We start from the raw sequence: 14,715 nt of genomic DNA on the forward strand, positions 1-14,715 counted from the left end.
TCGCAAACATCACATCTGCACCAATAGATCCTTGCGGCACGGCTAAAGCAGCCCAGCCCGTCACCTGAAGGTTTATTTCCGATGGACATGCAATCCCGTATACGTCAGCTCTTCCTCGCCAGCATCGAAACCAAACAAAGCGCGATGGAAGTGCTCGCACCCAGCATCGAGCAGGCCGGGCAAGTGATGGTCAATGCCTTGCTCAGCGAAGGCAAAATCCTGACCTGCGGAAACGGCGGCTCCGCCGGCGATGCTCAGCATTTCTCCTCAGAGCTGCTCAACCGTTTCGAGCGGGAGCGCCCTAGCCTGCCGGCAATCGCGCTGACGACGGACAGCTCGACACTGACATCCATCGCCAACGACTACAGTTACAACGAAGTGTTTTCCAAGCAGATCCGCGCATTGGGTCAGCCGGGTGATGTGCTGCTGGCAATTTCCACCAGCGGCAATTCCGCCAATGTCATCCAGGCGATACAGGCCGCGCACGACCGAGAAATGGTAGTGGTCGCCCTCACCGGTCGCGACGGTGGTGGAATGGCTTCGCTACTGCTACCGGAAGACGTTGAAATCCGAGTGCCCGCCAAGGTGACCGCACGTATTCAAGAGGTCCATCTGCTGACCATTCATTGCCTATGCGACCTGATCGACAACCAACTCTTTGGGAGCGAAGAATGACTTCAGTCCACCTGCATGCGCTTACGCTCGCGCTGTGCCTCACCGTCACTGGCTGTAGTTCCGTGCTTACCGCCACACGCGACGACCCAATTGACGATAATCGGGGAACCCGCACGATCGGCAGTACCATTGACGACTCGCTAATCGAAACGAAAGCAGCCGTGAATATTGCAAAGGCCCACCCGGACCTCGATCAGGCATCCCATATCATCGTTGCCAGCTACAACGGCGTGGTTCTGCTGGCGGGTCAAACACCACGTGCAGAATTGAAACAGCTAGCCGAACAGGCCGCCAGCTCAGTTCAGCGCGTCAAACGTGTACACAACGAAATTCAGGTACTAAAACCTTCATCCGCCCTGGCTCGCAGCAACGACTCCTGGCTGACCACCAAAATCAAAGCACAGATGCTGGCAGACGCGAGCGTTCCTGGCTCCCGCATAAAAGTCATTACCGAGAACGGCATTGTTTACCTGCTTGGCCTCGTCACGCGGCACGAAGGCAATCGTGCAACGAGCGTGGTGCAAGGCGTTTCCGGCGTGCAGCGCATCGTCAAGCTGTTCGAATATATCGATTAAAAGGCTTAGAGGCGGAAAGCGTAATAGGTGGGTGCAGCCTTGCATCCCACCGACTTGCCTTTCAGCCTCAATCGCCTATCGACCTCAATTATTTAACTACTTTCAAGCTAGGACGCCCACCCGGGGCTGGACGTGACGGCGTGCTCGTCCCGGCCGAAGCATCATCGGATGGAGTCTCGTCATCCGGCGGAGTAGGCTCAACCTCGAACACCATCCCCTGCCCATTTTCCCTAGCGTAGATAGCCATGACCGCTGCAGACGGGACGTGCAAGCTATGCGGAATACCACCGAAGCGCCCTTCGAAGCTGATCGCCTGGTTATCCATCTTCAATTGACGTACCGCACTGGGCGCCACGTTCAAGACGATTTGGCCATCACTGGCAAAGCCATCAGGCACCTGAACACCTGCATGATCGGCATTGACCAGCAGATGCGGAGTGCAGTCGTTGTCGACGATCCACTCGTACAACGCCCGTACCAGATAAGGTCGACTCGATGTCATATACAGCCCCTCTTAACGCATGCCGCGCTCAACGGCGGATAGACTGACCTGGAAGGCCTCCCGAGCAAAATTGATCTCCATGTAATCGAGCAGCGGTTTCGCCGCTCGCGGCAAGTCAATTCCAAGTTTGGGTAAACGCCACAGGATAGGCAACAAGCAGCAGTCAACCAAGCTGATGTCATCACTCATGAAGAAAGGTTTTTCAGCAAATACGGGCGACACGCCCGTTAGGCTTTCGCGCAGCTCTTTTTGCGCCTGGGCACGCGCCGCATCAGCTGTGCGGCGATCGCCGATCCGATCCACCAGTGCGCACCAGTCGCGCTGTACCCGATGTATCAGCAGGCGCGTATTGGCCCTGGCCACGGGGTAGACAGGGAGCAACGGCGGGTGCGGATAGCGCTCTTCGAGATACTCGGTGATCACACTCGGCTCGTATAGCGCTAAATCACGATCCACTAGCGTCGGTACGCTGGCGTACGGATTCACCTCGGTCAGCCTGACCGGACAGTGCGCCGAATCAACGTCAATTATCTCGACACTGACGCCCTTTTCAGCAAGCACATAACGCACTCGATGCGAATAGTGGTCGGCGGGATCGGAATAGCAGGCCAACCGATTGGTAGCGGCCATAGGGTCCCTCCTCAAAAATATGCGATGGCAGAAAAAAACGCGCGCCCATGAGGGCGCGCGCAGGGTAACGCTAATAAGCGAAGAATCAGTGGATATCTTTCCAATATTCCCGCTTGAGCAGATAGGCAAACACGAAGAAGAAGGCCAGGAAAAGCAGCACATAGGTACCGATACGATGGCTTTCTAACTTGACCGGGTTAGCCGAGTACGCAAGGAAGGCCACCAGATTCTTGATCTTCTCGTCGTATTCGGCCTCGGTAAGCTCACCAGTACCTGGCACAACCGTCATGGCATGGCAGTCTTCGTGCGTGATCGGAGTACCGGTCAGCGGATCGAATTGCTTGCGACCGTCTTCGACGATTTGAACCTGCTTGCACGCAACCGATTCGCCTTCAGGCAGCTTGCTTGGCAACACCTGACGCCCCTGCAACGGGGCCAGTACATGCGGCATGCCCACATTAGGGAACACCGCATTGTTGACCCCATACGGACGCGTAGGATCTTCATAGAAACTGCGCAGGTAGGTGTATAGCCAGTCGTTCCCACGCACTCGCGCTACCAGCGTCAGGTCCGGCGGAGCGGCACCAAACCAGGTCTTTGCATCGTCCGGCGTCATGCCGATCTTCATGTGGTCGCCGATTTTGGCGCCAGTGAACACTATGTTGTCGAGCATGATCTCTTCGGGAATACCCAGATCTGTCGCAACACGCTCGTACCGCTGGTACTGCGCGCTGTGGCAGCCCATGCAGTAGTTGGTAAAGGTCTGTAGACCATCCTGCAACGCCACCTTATCAGTCAGGTCAATATCGACCTCATCCAGGTGAACGCCAGTGCCAGCGGCGAAACCGAAGGCTGGCACCAGTGCAAGAATCAATGCAGCAAATTGCTTTTTCATCAGCCAGCCACCCTTTGCGGAACTACTTTGGTCTTCTCGAGCTTGGTGTAGAACGGCATCAGGATGAAGTAACCGAAGTAGATAGCAGTACAGATCCGAGATACCAATGTGCGCTCAGGCGTCGGAGAAAGCACACCAAGCACGCCAAGGATGACGAAGGAGACGCAGAACAACAGCAGCGCAACTTTGCTCATCCAGCCCTTGTAACGCATCGACTTGACCGGACTACGGTCGAGCCAGGGCAGCACGAACAGCACAGCGATGGCGGCGCCCATGGCAATTACACCAAGCAGCTTGTCCGGGACCGCGCGAAGAATTGCGTAGTACGGGGTGAAGTACCAAACCGGCGCAATGTGCTCAGGCGTTTTGAAGGCGTTCGCCACTTCGAAGTTGGGCTTCTCGAGGAAATAACCGCCCATTTCTGGGAAGAAGAACACGATGGCGCAGAACACGAACAAGAACACGACTACACCGACGATATCCTTCACCGTGTAGTAAGGATGAAACGGAATACCATCGAGCGGCACGCCGGCTTCGTTCTTGCTTTTCTTGATGTCGACACCCATCGGGTTGTTCGACCCGACTTCATGCAACGCCAAGATGTGCAGCACTACCAGCCCCAGGATCACAATCGGCAGCGCAATAACGTGCAGCGCGAAGAAGCGGTTCAGGGTGATGCCGGAAATCAGGTAATCACCACGGATCCACTGAGTCAGATCGTCGCCGATAACCGGGATAGCACCGAACAGCGAGATGATCACCTGAGCCCCCCAGTAGGACATCTGCCCCCAAGGCAGCAGGTAGCCCATGAAGGCCTCTGCCATCAGCGCCAGATAGATCATCATGCCGAAGATCCAGACCAACTCGCGCGGTTTCTGATAGGAGCCATACAGGATCCCACGAAACATGTGCAGATAGACCACGACGAAGAATGCCGACGCTCCCGTGGAATGCAGGTAGCGAATGATCCAACCGTATTCGACGTCGCGCATGATGTATTCGACGGAGGCGAACGCACCTTCTGCAGACGGCTCGAAGCTCATCGTCAGCCAGATACCGGTGAGAATCTGATTGACCAGAACCAACAAGGCGAGAGAACCAAAGAAATACAGGACGTTGAAGTTCTTCGGCGCGTAGTACTTGCTTAGATGGTCCTCCCACATCTTGGTCGCGGGGAAGCGCGCATCGACCCATTCCATGAACTTGCTCATCATGCGCTCTCCTGATCCACGCCGATGACGACGATGGTGTCCGTCTCGTAGGTGTGTGGGGGAACCGGCAGGTTCAAGGGCGCAGGCTGGCCCTTGTAGACGCGGCCAGCCAAGTCATACTTCGACCCGTGGCAAGGGCAGAAATAGCCTCCGAGCCAATCAGCACCTAGATCAGGCGCAGCCACTTCCGGACGGAAGGATGGGGAACAACCAAGGTGCGTGCACAGTCCGACCACAATAAGCACTTCTGGCTTGATCGAGCGAACCGTCGGATCGACATAGGTCGGCTGTACCGAAGCCTCGGAACTGGGATCCGCCACCGTATCAGTCAGCTTGCCTAGATTCGTCAACGCCTCTTCGGTACGACGAAGGATAAACACCGGCTGACCGCGCCATTCGGCAACCATCTGCTGGCCCGGCTCGATCTTGCTGATATTTACCTTAACCGGTGCACCGGCTGCCTTGGCCTTGGCACTCGGGAACCACGATCCCACAAACGGGACCGCGGCACCCACCGCTCCTGCAGCACCTACTACCGAAGTAGCGGCTACCAGGAAGCGACGCCGGCCAGCATTCACGCCGTCATTGCTCATTCAGTCGTCTCCCATCAGTTTCTTATGGCCTACCGAAAGCAGGCGTCTACTACGTGCGTCTACCGTAAAACGAGGCCGCTAAAAATTCGCCAAATGGTAAAGAAAACCCCCTCGCATGACAAGGTAATAACGGGATACAACCTTACGTCAGGCCCCGAAAATCGGGGCCTGACGCGTGACAAGCTGTCGCAGCAGCGAAACGGCAGCCATAAAAAAACGCCCAGCTCCGTGAGAAGCTGGGCGTTCTTTTTGAGAAGCCTGAATTAGCGCTTCGAGTACTGCGGACGCTTACGCGCCTTACGCAGACCGACTTTCTTACGTTCAACTTCGCGAGCATCGCGAGTGACGAAGCCAGCCTTACGCAGAGCAGGACGCAGAGTCTCGTCATATTCCATCAGGGCACGAGTGATACCGTGACGGATCGCACCGGCCTGACCACTCACACCACCACCCAGAACAGTCACGTAGATGTCGAACTTTTCGACAGTCTCGGTCAGTTCCAGAGGCTGACGAACGACCATGCGAGCGGTTTCACGCCCGAAGAAGTTGTCCAGCTCACGGTTGTTGATGGAGATTTTGCCAGTACCCGGACGCAGGAATACGCGCGCGGTTGCAGTCTTACGACGGCCAGTGCCGTAGTTTTGAGTCGCCGACATAATGAACTATTCCGTTAAATCTTCAGTTCTTGGGGCTGCTGAGCGGTATGCGGATGATTAGCACCCTTATACACCTTCAGCTTACGGTACATGTCGCGACCCAACGGGTTCTTAGGCAGCATGCCCTTGACCGCGGTCTCGATCACACGCTCTGGCGCCTTGGCGATCAGCTTCTCGAAGTTGATCGACTTGATGCCACCCGGGAAACCGGAGTGAGAGTAGTACATCTTGTCGGTGGTTTTCGCACCGGTAACACGCACTTGCTCGGCATTGATAACGACGATGTAATCACCGGTATCGACGTGAGGGGTATATTCCGCCTTGTGCTTGCCACGCAGGCGGCTAGCGATTTCGGTTGCCAGACGACCCAGGGTCTGGCCGGCAGCGTCGACGACGAACCAGTCGCGCTTGACGGTTTCCGGTTTAGCAGTAAAAGTCTTCATTCGTTATAGCCTCAGGGGCCGCCCTGAAAATAAGACGGCGAATCTTACTGAATGGTGCTCGCCCTGGCAAGACCAGGACAGCCGGAAACAGACGCTATCGGGGGCTCGGGTCAGCGCGTCCGCTACGGCAGTGTTCGGTAGGCTAGGCATCCCCTACCTTGTTTTTTGCGTCAACGGGCTAGGCATCCCCGGCGACAGGCTGCGGAATTATCCGGATTACCAGCCAAATAGCAAGCAGCTTCTCGCCCTTCCGCGCACTGGTACGACGCATCGCGATCCAATCGACGCTACCAGCTACCGCGACGATGGCACCAGCGCTGCAGGCGAAGACAAGAAACTTACCGCCTGCGCTACCATCCCAATCTGAGAACTCTTCAAACGCAAGGACACCGCATGGAACAGCGCCAACTCGGCCGTACCGAACTCAATGTCACAGCCCTCTGCCTGGGCACTATGACCTGGGGCGAGCAGAATAATGAAAGCGAAGCTTTCGCCCAGATGGACCGCGCGAAAGCTGCCGGTATCAATTTCGTCGACACCGCCGAAATGTACCCGGTACCGCCGAAGCCGGACACCTATGCCACCACTGAGCGCTACATAGGTAACTACTTCAAGGCACGCGGTAATCGTGCCGACTGGATCCTGGCCAGCAAGATCGCCGGCCCCGGCAACGGCATCAGCCACATCCGCGACGGTCACCTGAAGATGAACCGCCAGCACATCGTTGCTGCGCTGGATGCGAGCCTGCAGCGCCTACAAACGGATTGGATAGATCTTTATCAGCTGCATTGGCCGGAGCGCAGCACAAACTTCTTCGGCCAGCTCGGCTACCGTCACCAGGATCAGGACTTCACGCCAATCGAGGAAACCCTGGAAGTGCTCGACGAGCAAATAAGAGCCGGCAAGATCCGCCATATCGGCCTGTCGAACGAAACGCCGTGGGGCACCATGAAGTTCCTGCAGATCGCGAAAGCCCGAGGTTGGCCGCGCGCCGTATCCATTCAGAACCCCTATAACCTGCTCAATCGAAGCTTTGAGGTCGGGCTCGCCGAAATTGCCATGCGCGAGCAGTGCGGACTCCTCGCCTACTCTCCGCTGGCCTTCGGCATGCTCAGCGGCAAGTACGAGCAAGGCGCGCGGCCAGCCGGAGCACGCCTGACGCTGTTCAGCCGCTTCGCTCGCTACGCCAACCCACAATCGCAGGCGGCATGCTCCCGGTATGTGGCGCTTGCCAGGGAGCATGGCCTGGACCCTGCACAAATGGCACTGGCCTATGTGACCCAACAGCCTTTTGTAACCAGCAACATTATCGGTGCCACTTCAATCGAACAGTTGGAAAGCAATCTCGCTAGCACCGAACTGCAATTATCAGCAGAGGTGCTCGAAGCCATCGAAGCAATTCACACCGAACAACCCAACCCCGCCCCTTGAGGAACTCTTGAACCAACTATCCGCTGACCGAAACAAGGCGCAAGCCTTGTCGATGCGGCCACCAAGTCAGCCTCTGGCGTGAGGAGCCCGTAGATGATCGCTGCCGAACTGCTCGCGCCGACCAGCCTTGTGCTGGGATGGCTGCTCTATGCCGCCGGACTGATATGGGCTTGCATGCGTGCGCCCTGGGTCGAGCTGTTCAGCGATACGCGGCGCCAGCACCTGCTGTTCGGTGCGGTCCTGGCGATCTTTCTGCTTTGGTTGGTCCGCCGTGACTTCGATTCGGGTTTATCTTTCCACTTCATTGGACTGACGGCGGTCACGCTACTGCTTGACTGGCCCTTGGCGATTCTCGCTGCCTTTATCGCCCAACTTGGATTGACGGTCACAGGCCACCAGCAACTGGTTGCCCTCGGCCTGAATGGCGTGCTGCTGGTATTGATACCCGTGACGGTCACCGAAGCTTGCGCGATCGCCGTGGAGCGCACCCAGCCTCGCAATCTATTCGTCTATATATTCTTTTCGGGTTTTTTTGCGGCCGGCCTCGCGACCCTGATCTGCATCTTGGCAGGGCTCGGAATCTTGCTAATCGACGGCCTCTATCCAATGCCTCCCTGGCTGGATGACTTCGCCGGGTACATCTGGCTGGTGATGTTTCCCGAGGCTTTTATCAACGGCGCGGTCGTCAGTGCGTTAGTGGTGTTCTATCCGGACTGGATGGAAACATTCAACCGCAGTCGCTACTTGCAAGCTCCTTGGAAAGACGACAGCAACGATGATATGTGAGTGAAGCCGTAGCGCTAGCCAGCCGCACAACCAAGCCGCAACGCGAACGCGCCCTCAGTGCTGGCGCGGCGGCATGTCATCCGAGAAAAGATCATCCTCAAGCTCATTACCCGGGATCGCGTGCTCTTCCGACGCCCATGCACCTAAGTCGATCAGCTTGCACCGCTCCGAACAGAAAGGTCGATTCGCACTTTTGACACTCCATTCGACCGGCGCGCCGCATGTTGGGCATTCGACAACAGGAATACTCATTCCTGACCTCCTCTTAGCGTCAGATAAAAATCATGCAAACGTCTAACCTCACTCTCCAGCCAGGCCCGGTCCCGATCATTGACCAGCACATCATCAGCATGGCGCAAACGCTCTTCGCGACTGGCCTGTGCCTTGAGAATGGCACGGATCTGCGCTTCGCTGGATTGATCACGCTGGATGGCGCGCTCCAACTGCAACGCCTCTGGTACATCAACCACCAACACGCGAGCAACCTGCTGGTACTGACCGGACTCCACCAATAGCGGTGAGACCATGATTGCGTACGGCGAGCTAGCCCGAGCGAGGTGCTCAGCGGTCTCCTGGCGTATTAACGGATGCAATAGCTGTTCAAGCCATTTGCGCTGTTCCGGCTCACGGAACACCCGCTCACGCAGTGCCGCTCTATCCAGACCACCATCGGACGCGAGAACACTTTCACCGAACCGCTCGACAATCATCCCCAAGGCCGGCCGGCCTGGCTCGACAACCCAGCGCGCAGCATGATCAGCATCGACCCAATGAACCCCGAGGCGGCCGAACGCTTCCACAACGGCGCTCTTGCCGCTACCGATACCACCGGTCAAACCAAGCACCCAAGGCTTCATCACGATCCGTCCAAAGGATAAAACGACGCGCAGTAGTAACGTCTGAAATACGAGGATGCAAGCGCAAGGTAAATGCCCGATCGAATTGATCGACCTTTTCAGAACTGGGGAAGCTGGCATTCGCCAAGGGAACGAACGTCACACCAATGCAACACGTTGCAGCCTACTGAGCGATGGTGGGGATTCCACGTCGCTGTGCACTTATTTGCATTCACGGCGTTACAAACAGCTATCAGAAGTGAGACCAGCAACGAGCTGCTGCCTATGCAGCCAGCCTATCACTCCACAGCTGGTGAGCGGGGCGGCCAACTTGCGGAGCGGGAAACGGCTAAAGCGAACCGGCCCTGGATAACCAACCGCTAGAACCTGGCAAACTGCAGATAGGCCGACGTGATCTCATCACCCCAGAGCAGCGCGACCCAACCCGCAATCGCGAGGTAGGGGCCAAAGGGAATAGTCGTGCCGCTATCGGCCTTCTGCATGCGCAGCATGATCGTACCCAGCACCGCGCCCACGACGGACGAGAGCAAAATGGTCAGCGGCAAAACTTGCCACCCACCCCAAGCGCCCAGCATCGCCAGCAGCTTGAAGTCGCCATAGCCCATGCCCTCCTTGCCGGTCACGAGCTTGAACAGCCAGTACACCGACCACAGGCTCAGATAGCCTGCAACCGCCCCCCACACTGCATCAGGCAACGGCGCAAACAAACCGAAATGGTTAGCGATCAAGCCCAGCCAAAGCAGAGGCAACACAAGGGAGTCAGGTAACAACTGATGATCGACATCGATCATGCTCATCGCCAGCAAGCCCCAGGTCAGTAACAGCACCGCCCCGGCCTGCCAGGAGAAGCCGAAGTGCCAGGCCACATAGCCGGACAAAACACCGCACAGCAGTTCGACCAAGGGGTAGCGGCGACTGATCGGCGCCCGACAAGACGAGCACTTACCGCGCAGCGCCAGCCAACTGACCAAGGGAATATTCTCCCAAGGACGGATCTCATGATCGCAATGCGGGCAGTGAGAGTTAGGAAGAACAAGATTGAAGGTCGCAGTCGGTTCGGCCGGCAACTCAAGATATTCACGCGCCTGAGCACGCCAGTCCCGCTGCATCATGATCGGAAGACGGTGGATAACCACGTTGAGAAAACTGCCCACCAGCAAACCCAGCACCAGTGCACATAAAACAAAGGCCAGCGCGTTGCTGGCCAAAACGTCAAAAATCATCGACTTATCCGACCACACTGCCGAGCTGGAAAATGGGCAGGTACATGGCCACGATCAGGCCACCCACGAGCGTACCCAAAACCACCATGATCATCGGCTCCATCAAAGTCGTGAGGTTATCCACCATATTGTCGACTTCGTCTTCGTAGAACCCGGCGACCTTGTCCAGCATCTCATCCAGCGAGCCGGACTCCTCGCCGATAGCCGTCATCTGAATCGCCATGGAGGGGAACACACCGGTGGTGCGCATGGAGAAGTTCAGTTGCACGCCAGAGGAAACGTCATTGCGTATCTTGGAGACGGCGTTACGGAAGACCACATTGCCAGTAGCCCCGGCGACTGAGTCCAACGCATCTACTAGCGGCACCCCTGCAGCGAAGGTCGTCGACAAAGTTCGCGCATAGCGAGCCACCACCGCTTTGTACAAAATATCCCCAACGATCGGGGTCTTCAGCAGACCGCGATCAAGCGCATCGCGGAACTTCTGTGAACGCTTGTAGAAATGTTTGAACGTGAAGGCGAACAGGAACAACCCGATCCCCACCAGATACCACCACTCCTGCAGCCATCGGGACAGCCCGACCACCATCATGGTGAACGTTGGCAATTCGGCACCAAAACCTTGGAACACACTTTCGAATTGCGGCACCACTTTTATCAGAAGAACGGCGGACACGATGATCGCCACAACGATGACTGCGATCGGGTAAGTCATTGCCTTCTTGATCTTTGCCTTGAGTTGCTCAGTTTTCTCTTTATAGGTAGCAACTCGGTCCAACAGCGTTTCAAGCGCACCGGACTGCTCGCCGGACTCCACTAGATTGCAGTAGAGATCATCGAAATATTGCGGCTTCTTGCGCAGCGAGCCTGCAAAGCTATTACCCGCCGCCACCTCCTGCTTAACCTCGTCCACCAACTTGCGCATGTTGGGGTTGTCGAAGCCCTCGCCAATAATGTCGAACGACTGCAACAGCGGCACGCCCGCCTTCATCATGGTCGCCATCTGCCGAGTGAACAGCGCGATGTCCATGGGTTTGATCTTTTTACCAGCACCGAACAGCGAGACGGCTTTCTTGCGCACCTTGAGCGGATTGATACCCTGCTTGCGGAGTTGCGCCTTGATCAGCGCCGGGCTTTGACCGGAGAGCTCACCCTTGATCCTGCTGCCCTTGCGGTCAGTCCCTTCCCAGGTGAACACACTGGTTTTCAACGCTTTTTCCGCCATGGTTAATCCTTGGTCACGCGGTTGACTTCTTCCAGGCTGGTAATGCCATTCATGGCTTTAACCAGACCGGAAATGCGCAAATCATTGAAACCATCTTTGCGCGCCTGAATGGCGATATCGATGGAGTTACCTTCCTCCATGATAAGCCGCTGCAGGGCAGGCGTGATTTTAACCACTTCATAAATACCGACACGGCCCTTGTAGCCGCCGTTGCAATTATCACAACCCACCGGCCCGTAGAGCTGGAACGTGCCAATCCGCTCTTCCGGGATGCCTTCCTTCAAAAGCGCCTCGCGTGGCACCTCCACTTCTTTTTTACAGCTAGAGCAAAGCTTACGAGCGAGACGCTGGGCAATGATTAAGTTGACAGACGTCGCGATGTTAAAGGCCGGTACGCCCATGTTGCGCAGACGGGTGAGCGTCTCCGCAGCACTGTTGGTGTGAAGGGTCGACATCACCATATGGCCGGTTTGGGCGGCCTTGACGGCGATCTCCGCAGTCTCCAGGTCACGAATCTCCCCCACCATGATGATGTCCGGGTCCTGACGCAGGAAAGCACGCAGCGCCTGGGCGAAATCCATGCCTTGCCGCGGATTGACGTTGACCTGATTGATACCCTCGAGGTTGATCTCCACCGGATCTTCGGCCGTAGAAATGTTCACATCGACGGTGTTAAGGATGTTCAGCCCGGTGTACAGGGAAACGGTCTTACCCGAGCCGGTCGGACCCGTGACCAGAATCATCCCTTGCGGCTGCTTCAACGCGGCCATGTACAGTGCTTTCTGGTCTTCCTCATAACCCAGCGCATCGATCCCCATCTTCGCGCTGGAGGAATCGAGGATACGCATCACGATCTTCTCGCCCCACAGCGTGGGCAGGCTGTTGACCCGAAAATCAATAGACTTGGTCTTAGAGACCTTCATCTTTATCCGGCCATCCTGAGGCTTGCGTCGCTCGGCAATGTCCAGCGCCGCCATGACCTTGAGGCGAGCCGAAATCCGACTGACCAGCTGCACCGGCGGCCTCGCCACCTCATGCAACACCCCATCGGTACGAAACCGCACGCGATAGGACTTTTCGTAGGGTTCGAAGTGCAAGTCGGAGGAGCCGCGCTTGATCGCATCCAGCAGCATCTTATTGACGAAGCGTACAACCGGGGCGTCATCCGCCTCGTTATGCTCGCCCTCTTCCTTCTCGGCCGCACCGCCTCCCACTTCGATATCCAGATCATCCAGATCGGAATCGGACAGACCATCCAGCGCCGTATTGGCCGACTCGAACAGCTTTTCGATCGCCTCGCCAAGCTTGTCATCCTCGACCAGCACCGACTCGACCGAAAGCCCGGTATTGAATTGGATATCGCTGATGGCCTGATGATTGGTCGGGTCGGACACCGCGACATACAGTTTATTGCCCCGTCGCTGCAGCGGCAGCACCCGGTGCTGACGGACCAGCTTTTCACTGACGAGATCTTGAGGCTGGGTTTCTTTATCCAACGTAGTCAGATCGAAGTATGGAACACCGAACTGCTCACCCGCGACTTCTGCTACCGCCCGGCTTTTGACCAGCTTGTTCTGCACCAGCCAGGAAACCAGCGGCACCTGGTTACGCTGGGCCTGCTGCTGCGCCTGCAGCGCAATTTTTTCATCAAGCTGACCGACCAAAACCAACTGGCGAGCCAAACCACCGAGGGGAGCGTTTTCGTTCATTGAACTGCCTATAAAGGCTGGGGGAATGTGGCGCCCTTATAACGCAGTTCCAAAGACCTGCCAAACGCGCTAATGAGATGTGGCAATTTCTGTCACTTGTTGACTGGGGGCGTTACTGTCTAACCGAGCTACCCCCCAACAACCACTAGCTCAACTGACTTACCCGCAGCACACACTGTAGGAGGCGCACCCTTGCGGCGAAACGCTGTCGAGAATCTCTTATATAAGCGAAGGTATTCGACCGAGGCCAGCGCTAAAGCGCCCACAGCTCAAACCCAGCGGGCATCAGGCTCTAGATTCGCACTCCTGTAGGAGGCGCGCCCCGCGGCGAAAGCTCCCACCAAACAAGTTAAAGTCCGGCGCCACCACCAACCCAGTACAGAAGCCAAAAAGTGAACCACCGCACAGCTCTAACCCCTCTCAAAGCCTCCCCGCCCCGCTTGGCACAGAAGCTGCTCCTATATCTCCAGGTCCAACGACCTCACCAACAAGGAGCTTTTCAATGAAGTCCATCAAGAAGCAAAAAGGTTTCACTCTGATTGAATTGATGATCGTAATTGCCATTATCGGAATCTTGGCAGCTATCGCAATTCCTCAGTTCAATGAGTACCGAGCTAAGGCTAATGATACGTCTGCAGTAGCTGACGTAAAAAACGGCACAACCGCCATCATCTCGTCTTTGAACTAATCAGAAGCCTTGGAGGCGTAAAATGAAAAAGCTAACACTATTGATCGCAGGTTTGATGGCTTCTGGAATGGCGTCCGCCGTGACATTTGAACAGTCTGGCTCGCTCAAGATGACCGATTGCGCACCGCTGCTAAATGAGAACGTGCAGATCAATCTGTCGACAGGCGTCGTAGCGGGTGCGTCTTGCAATACAGCTGGCATCGCCTTGGCAGGCTGCCATACTTCCGGTCGCACAACTGCACGTGAAGTTGAAGTATTGGTGGCGTCGCCAGATCCAACTGCACCGACCGGAACCATGGTTTCGCAGAACCCGAAAGTCTATAAGACCGCTAAGGGCCCTGCCGTTGCCACCGGATCGACATTCCAGGGGACGGTCGTTTCGCTTTACCCAGAAGCAGCAGCATGTACAACCGCTGTCGCCGAAGCTGCTGCTACCACGCGGTTAGCGGATTGATTGCAATAGTAAGGTGGGGAGGTCGGTAGTCCTCTCACTTAGAGATACTAGCATTGGCTAATGCGAAGCCCTCCAAGCGGATAAATCCGTGCGGTTACGCATTGCCTGATAGCTACACAAAACCCCCGCCCCTTTCGGCGGGGTTTTGTTTTCACGATTACG

General features: G+C 56.4%; 18 protein-coding genes. 6 read left to right on the plus strand and 12 right to left on the minus strand.

Translation table 11 applies throughout. From position 1 onward, the window contains the following. Nucleotides 1–81: 81 nt before the first annotated feature. Together ACQKEK_RS05345 and ACQKEK_RS05350 are read left to right on the plus strand one after the other, a co-directional pair. Nucleotides 82–675 carry a phosphoheptose isomerase gene (locus ACQKEK_RS05345; protein ID WP_128120021.1) on the plus strand — a complete coding sequence of 198 codons (594 nt, stop codon included), beginning with the start codon at nt 82–84 and terminating at the stop codon, nt 673–675. Then, nucleotides 672–1,250, plus strand: a complete 579-nt coding sequence (locus tag ACQKEK_RS05350) for a BON domain-containing protein (protein WP_499141435.1) — start codon at nt 672–674, stop codon at nt 1,248–1,250. The genes ACQKEK_RS05345 and ACQKEK_RS05350 overlap by 4 nt, the downstream gene beginning before the upstream one ends. Before the next feature lie 88 nt (nt 1,251–1,338). Here ACQKEK_RS05350 and ACQKEK_RS05355 read toward each other — a convergent pair whose 3' ends face one another. The 7 genes from ACQKEK_RS05355 to rplM all read right to left on the minus strand — a co-directional run bounded on the left by ACQKEK_RS05355 (nt 1,339) and on the right by rplM (nt 6,180). After that, nucleotides 1,339–1,752: a ClpXP protease specificity-enhancing factor gene (locus tag ACQKEK_RS05355; protein ID WP_128120023.1), complete on the minus strand. Its 414-nt coding sequence runs from the start codon at nt 1,750–1,752 to the stop codon at nt 1,339–1,341. A 12-nt stretch (nt 1,753–1,764) separates the two neighbouring features. Then, nucleotides 1,765–2,382 carry a glutathione S-transferase N-terminal domain-containing protein gene (locus ACQKEK_RS05360; protein ID WP_127840021.1) on the minus strand — a complete coding sequence of 206 codons (618 nt, stop codon included), beginning with the start codon at nt 2,380–2,382 and terminating at the stop codon, nt 1,765–1,767. Between the two features lie 85 nt (nt 2,383–2,467). Next, nucleotides 2,468–3,277, minus strand: a complete 810-nt coding sequence (locus ACQKEK_RS05365; protein ID WP_499141437.1) for a cytochrome c1 — start codon at nt 3,275–3,277, stop codon at nt 2,468–2,470. Further along, entirely contained in the window at nt 3,277–4,488 is a 1,212-nt protein-coding gene (locus ACQKEK_RS05370; RefSeq protein WP_128120169.1) for a cytochrome b, read from the minus strand. Before ACQKEK_RS05370 ends, ACQKEK_RS05365 begins: the two co-directional genes overlap by 1 nt. Then, nucleotides 4,488–5,081 (minus strand): ubiquinol-cytochrome c reductase iron-sulfur subunit, encoded by a 594-nt coding sequence (gene petA, locus ACQKEK_RS05375; protein ID WP_128120026.1) that lies wholly within the window; start codon nt 5,079–5,081, stop codon nt 4,488–4,490. Before petA ends, ACQKEK_RS05370 begins: the two co-directional genes overlap by 1 nt. 263 nt (nt 5,082–5,344) lie before the next feature. Continuing rightward, the gene (rpsI, locus tag ACQKEK_RS05380) at nt 5,345–5,737 is read right to left on the minus strand and encodes a 30S ribosomal protein S9 (protein ID WP_021209313.1); all 393 of its coding nucleotides are present in this window, start codon (nt 5,735–5,737) and stop codon (nt 5,345–5,347) included. A 14-nt stretch (nt 5,738–5,751) separates the two neighbouring features. Further along, on the minus strand, nt 5,752–6,180 hold the full coding sequence (gene rplM / locus ACQKEK_RS05385) for a 50S ribosomal protein L13 (RefSeq protein WP_019342644.1): 429 nt from the start codon (nt 6,178–6,180) through the stop codon (nt 5,752–5,754). Between the two features lie 393 nt (nt 6,181–6,573). On the opposite strand from rplM, the gene ACQKEK_RS05390 reads away from it, so the two are divergent. Further along, on the plus strand, nt 6,574–7,611 hold the full coding sequence (locus ACQKEK_RS05390; RefSeq protein WP_499141440.1) for an NADP(H)-dependent aldo-keto reductase: 1,038 nt from the start codon (nt 6,574–6,576) through the stop codon (nt 7,609–7,611). A gap of 93 nt (nt 7,612–7,704) precedes the next feature. After that, nucleotides 7,705–8,397 (plus strand): energy-coupling factor ABC transporter permease, encoded by a 693-nt coding sequence (locus tag ACQKEK_RS05395; RefSeq protein WP_128120028.1) that lies wholly within the window; start codon nt 7,705–7,707, stop codon nt 8,395–8,397. A gap of 54 nt (nt 8,398–8,451) precedes the next feature. On the opposite strand, the gene yacG is transcribed toward ACQKEK_RS05395, so the two are convergent. The 5 genes from yacG to pilB form a co-directional block, all read right to left on the minus strand. Beyond that, the gene (gene yacG, locus ACQKEK_RS05400; protein ID WP_128120029.1) at nt 8,452–8,649 is read right to left on the minus strand and encodes a DNA gyrase inhibitor YacG; all 198 of its coding nucleotides are present in this window, start codon (nt 8,647–8,649) and stop codon (nt 8,452–8,454) included. After that, a complete protein-coding gene (gene coaE, locus ACQKEK_RS05405; RefSeq protein WP_128120170.1) occupies nt 8,646–9,254 on the minus strand; it encodes a dephospho-CoA kinase in 609 nt (202 codons plus the stop codon). Before coaE ends, yacG begins: the two co-directional genes overlap by 4 nt. Before the next feature lie 359 nt (nt 9,255–9,613). Further along, the gene (locus ACQKEK_RS05410; protein ID WP_499141442.1) at nt 9,614–10,477 is read right to left on the minus strand and encodes a prepilin peptidase; all 864 of its coding nucleotides are present in this window, start codon (nt 10,475–10,477) and stop codon (nt 9,614–9,616) included. Nucleotides 10,478–10,481: 4 nt separating this feature from the next. Beyond that, a complete protein-coding gene (locus tag ACQKEK_RS05415; protein WP_499141444.1) occupies nt 10,482–11,702 on the minus strand; it encodes a type II secretion system F family protein in 1,221 nt (406 codons plus the stop codon). A 2-nt stretch (nt 11,703–11,704) separates the two neighbouring features. After that, nucleotides 11,705–13,411 (minus strand): type IV-A pilus assembly ATPase PilB, encoded by a 1,707-nt coding sequence (gene pilB, locus ACQKEK_RS05420; protein WP_499141446.1) that lies wholly within the window; start codon nt 13,409–13,411, stop codon nt 11,705–11,707. A 502-nt stretch (nt 13,412–13,913) separates the two neighbouring features. On the opposite strand from pilB, the gene ACQKEK_RS05425 reads away from it, so the two are divergent. Together ACQKEK_RS05425 and ACQKEK_RS05430 are read left to right on the plus strand one after the other, a co-directional pair. Further along, nucleotides 13,914–14,099, plus strand: coding sequence for a prepilin-type N-terminal cleavage/methylation domain-containing protein (locus ACQKEK_RS05425; RefSeq protein WP_499141448.1), 186 nt, complete (start codon nt 13,914–13,916; stop codon nt 14,097–14,099). A 22-nt stretch (nt 14,100–14,121) separates the two neighbouring features. Further along, complete coding sequence (locus ACQKEK_RS05430) at nt 14,122–14,553, plus strand: hypothetical protein (RefSeq protein WP_499141450.1); 432 nt, start codon at nt 14,122–14,124, stop codon at nt 14,551–14,553. Nucleotides 14,554–14,715 lie beyond the last annotated feature (162 nt).

The organism is Pseudomonas sp. NPDC077408 (assembly GCF_050269105.1).
In the GTDB taxonomy this organism is placed as follows: domain Bacteria; phylum Pseudomonadota; class Gammaproteobacteria; order Pseudomonadales; family Pseudomonadaceae; genus Stutzerimonas.

Bases quoted from the DNA above. Each gene is read 5' to 3' on its own strand.
- pilB (WP_499141446.1), bottom strand. From the start codon at position 13,411: ATGAACGAAAACGCTCCCCTCGGTGGTTTGGCTCGCCAGTTGGTTTTG.
- ACQKEK_RS05430 (WP_499141450.1), top strand. From the start codon at position 14,122: ATGAAAAAGCTAACACTATTGATCGCAGGTTTGATGGCTTCTGGAATG.
- ACQKEK_RS05410 (WP_499141442.1), bottom strand. From the start codon at position 10,477: ATGATTTTTGACGTTTTGGCCAGCAACGCGCTGGCCTTTGTTTTATGT.
- ACQKEK_RS05355 (WP_128120023.1), bottom strand. From the start codon at position 1,752: ATGACATCGAGTCGACCTTATCTGGTACGGGCGTTGTACGAGTGGATC.
- ACQKEK_RS05345 (WP_128120021.1), top strand. From the start codon at position 82: ATGGACATGCAATCCCGTATACGTCAGCTCTTCCTCGCCAGCATCGAA.
- ACQKEK_RS05415 (WP_499141444.1), bottom strand. From the start codon at position 11,702: ATGGCGGAAAAAGCGTTGAAAACCAGTGTGTTCACCTGGGAAGGGACT.
- ACQKEK_RS05365 (WP_499141437.1), bottom strand. From the start codon at position 3,277: ATGAAAAAGCAATTTGCTGCATTGATTCTTGCACTGGTGCCAGCCTTC.
- petA (WP_128120026.1), bottom strand. From the start codon at position 5,081: ATGAGCAATGACGGCGTGAATGCTGGCCGGCGTCGCTTCCTGGTAGCC.
- ACQKEK_RS05395 (WP_128120028.1), top strand. From the start codon at position 7,705: ATGATCGCTGCCGAACTGCTCGCGCCGACCAGCCTTGTGCTGGGATGG.
- ACQKEK_RS05350 (WP_499141435.1), top strand. From the start codon at position 672: ATGACTTCAGTCCACCTGCATGCGCTTACGCTCGCGCTGTGCCTCACC.
- ACQKEK_RS05390 (WP_499141440.1), top strand. From the start codon at position 6,574: ATGGAACAGCGCCAACTCGGCCGTACCGAACTCAATGTCACAGCCCTC.
- yacG (WP_128120029.1), bottom strand. From the start codon at position 8,649: ATGAGTATTCCTGTTGTCGAATGCCCAACATGCGGCGCGCCGGTCGAA.
- rpsI (WP_021209313.1), bottom strand. From the start codon at position 5,737: ATGTCGGCGACTCAAAACTACGGCACTGGCCGTCGTAAGACTGCAACC.
- ACQKEK_RS05425 (WP_499141448.1), top strand. From the start codon at position 13,914: ATGAAGTCCATCAAGAAGCAAAAAGGTTTCACTCTGATTGAATTGATG.
- ACQKEK_RS05360 (WP_127840021.1), bottom strand. From the start codon at position 2,382: ATGGCCGCTACCAATCGGTTGGCCTGCTATTCCGATCCCGCCGACCAC.
- ACQKEK_RS05370 (WP_128120169.1), bottom strand. From the start codon at position 4,488: ATGAGCAAGTTCATGGAATGGGTCGATGCGCGCTTCCCCGCGACCAAG.
- rplM (WP_019342644.1), bottom strand. From the start codon at position 6,180: ATGAAGACTTTTACTGCTAAACCGGAAACCGTCAAGCGCGACTGGTTC.
- coaE (WP_128120170.1), bottom strand. From the start codon at position 9,254: ATGAAGCCTTGGGTGCTTGGTTTGACCGGTGGTATCGGTAGCGGCAAG.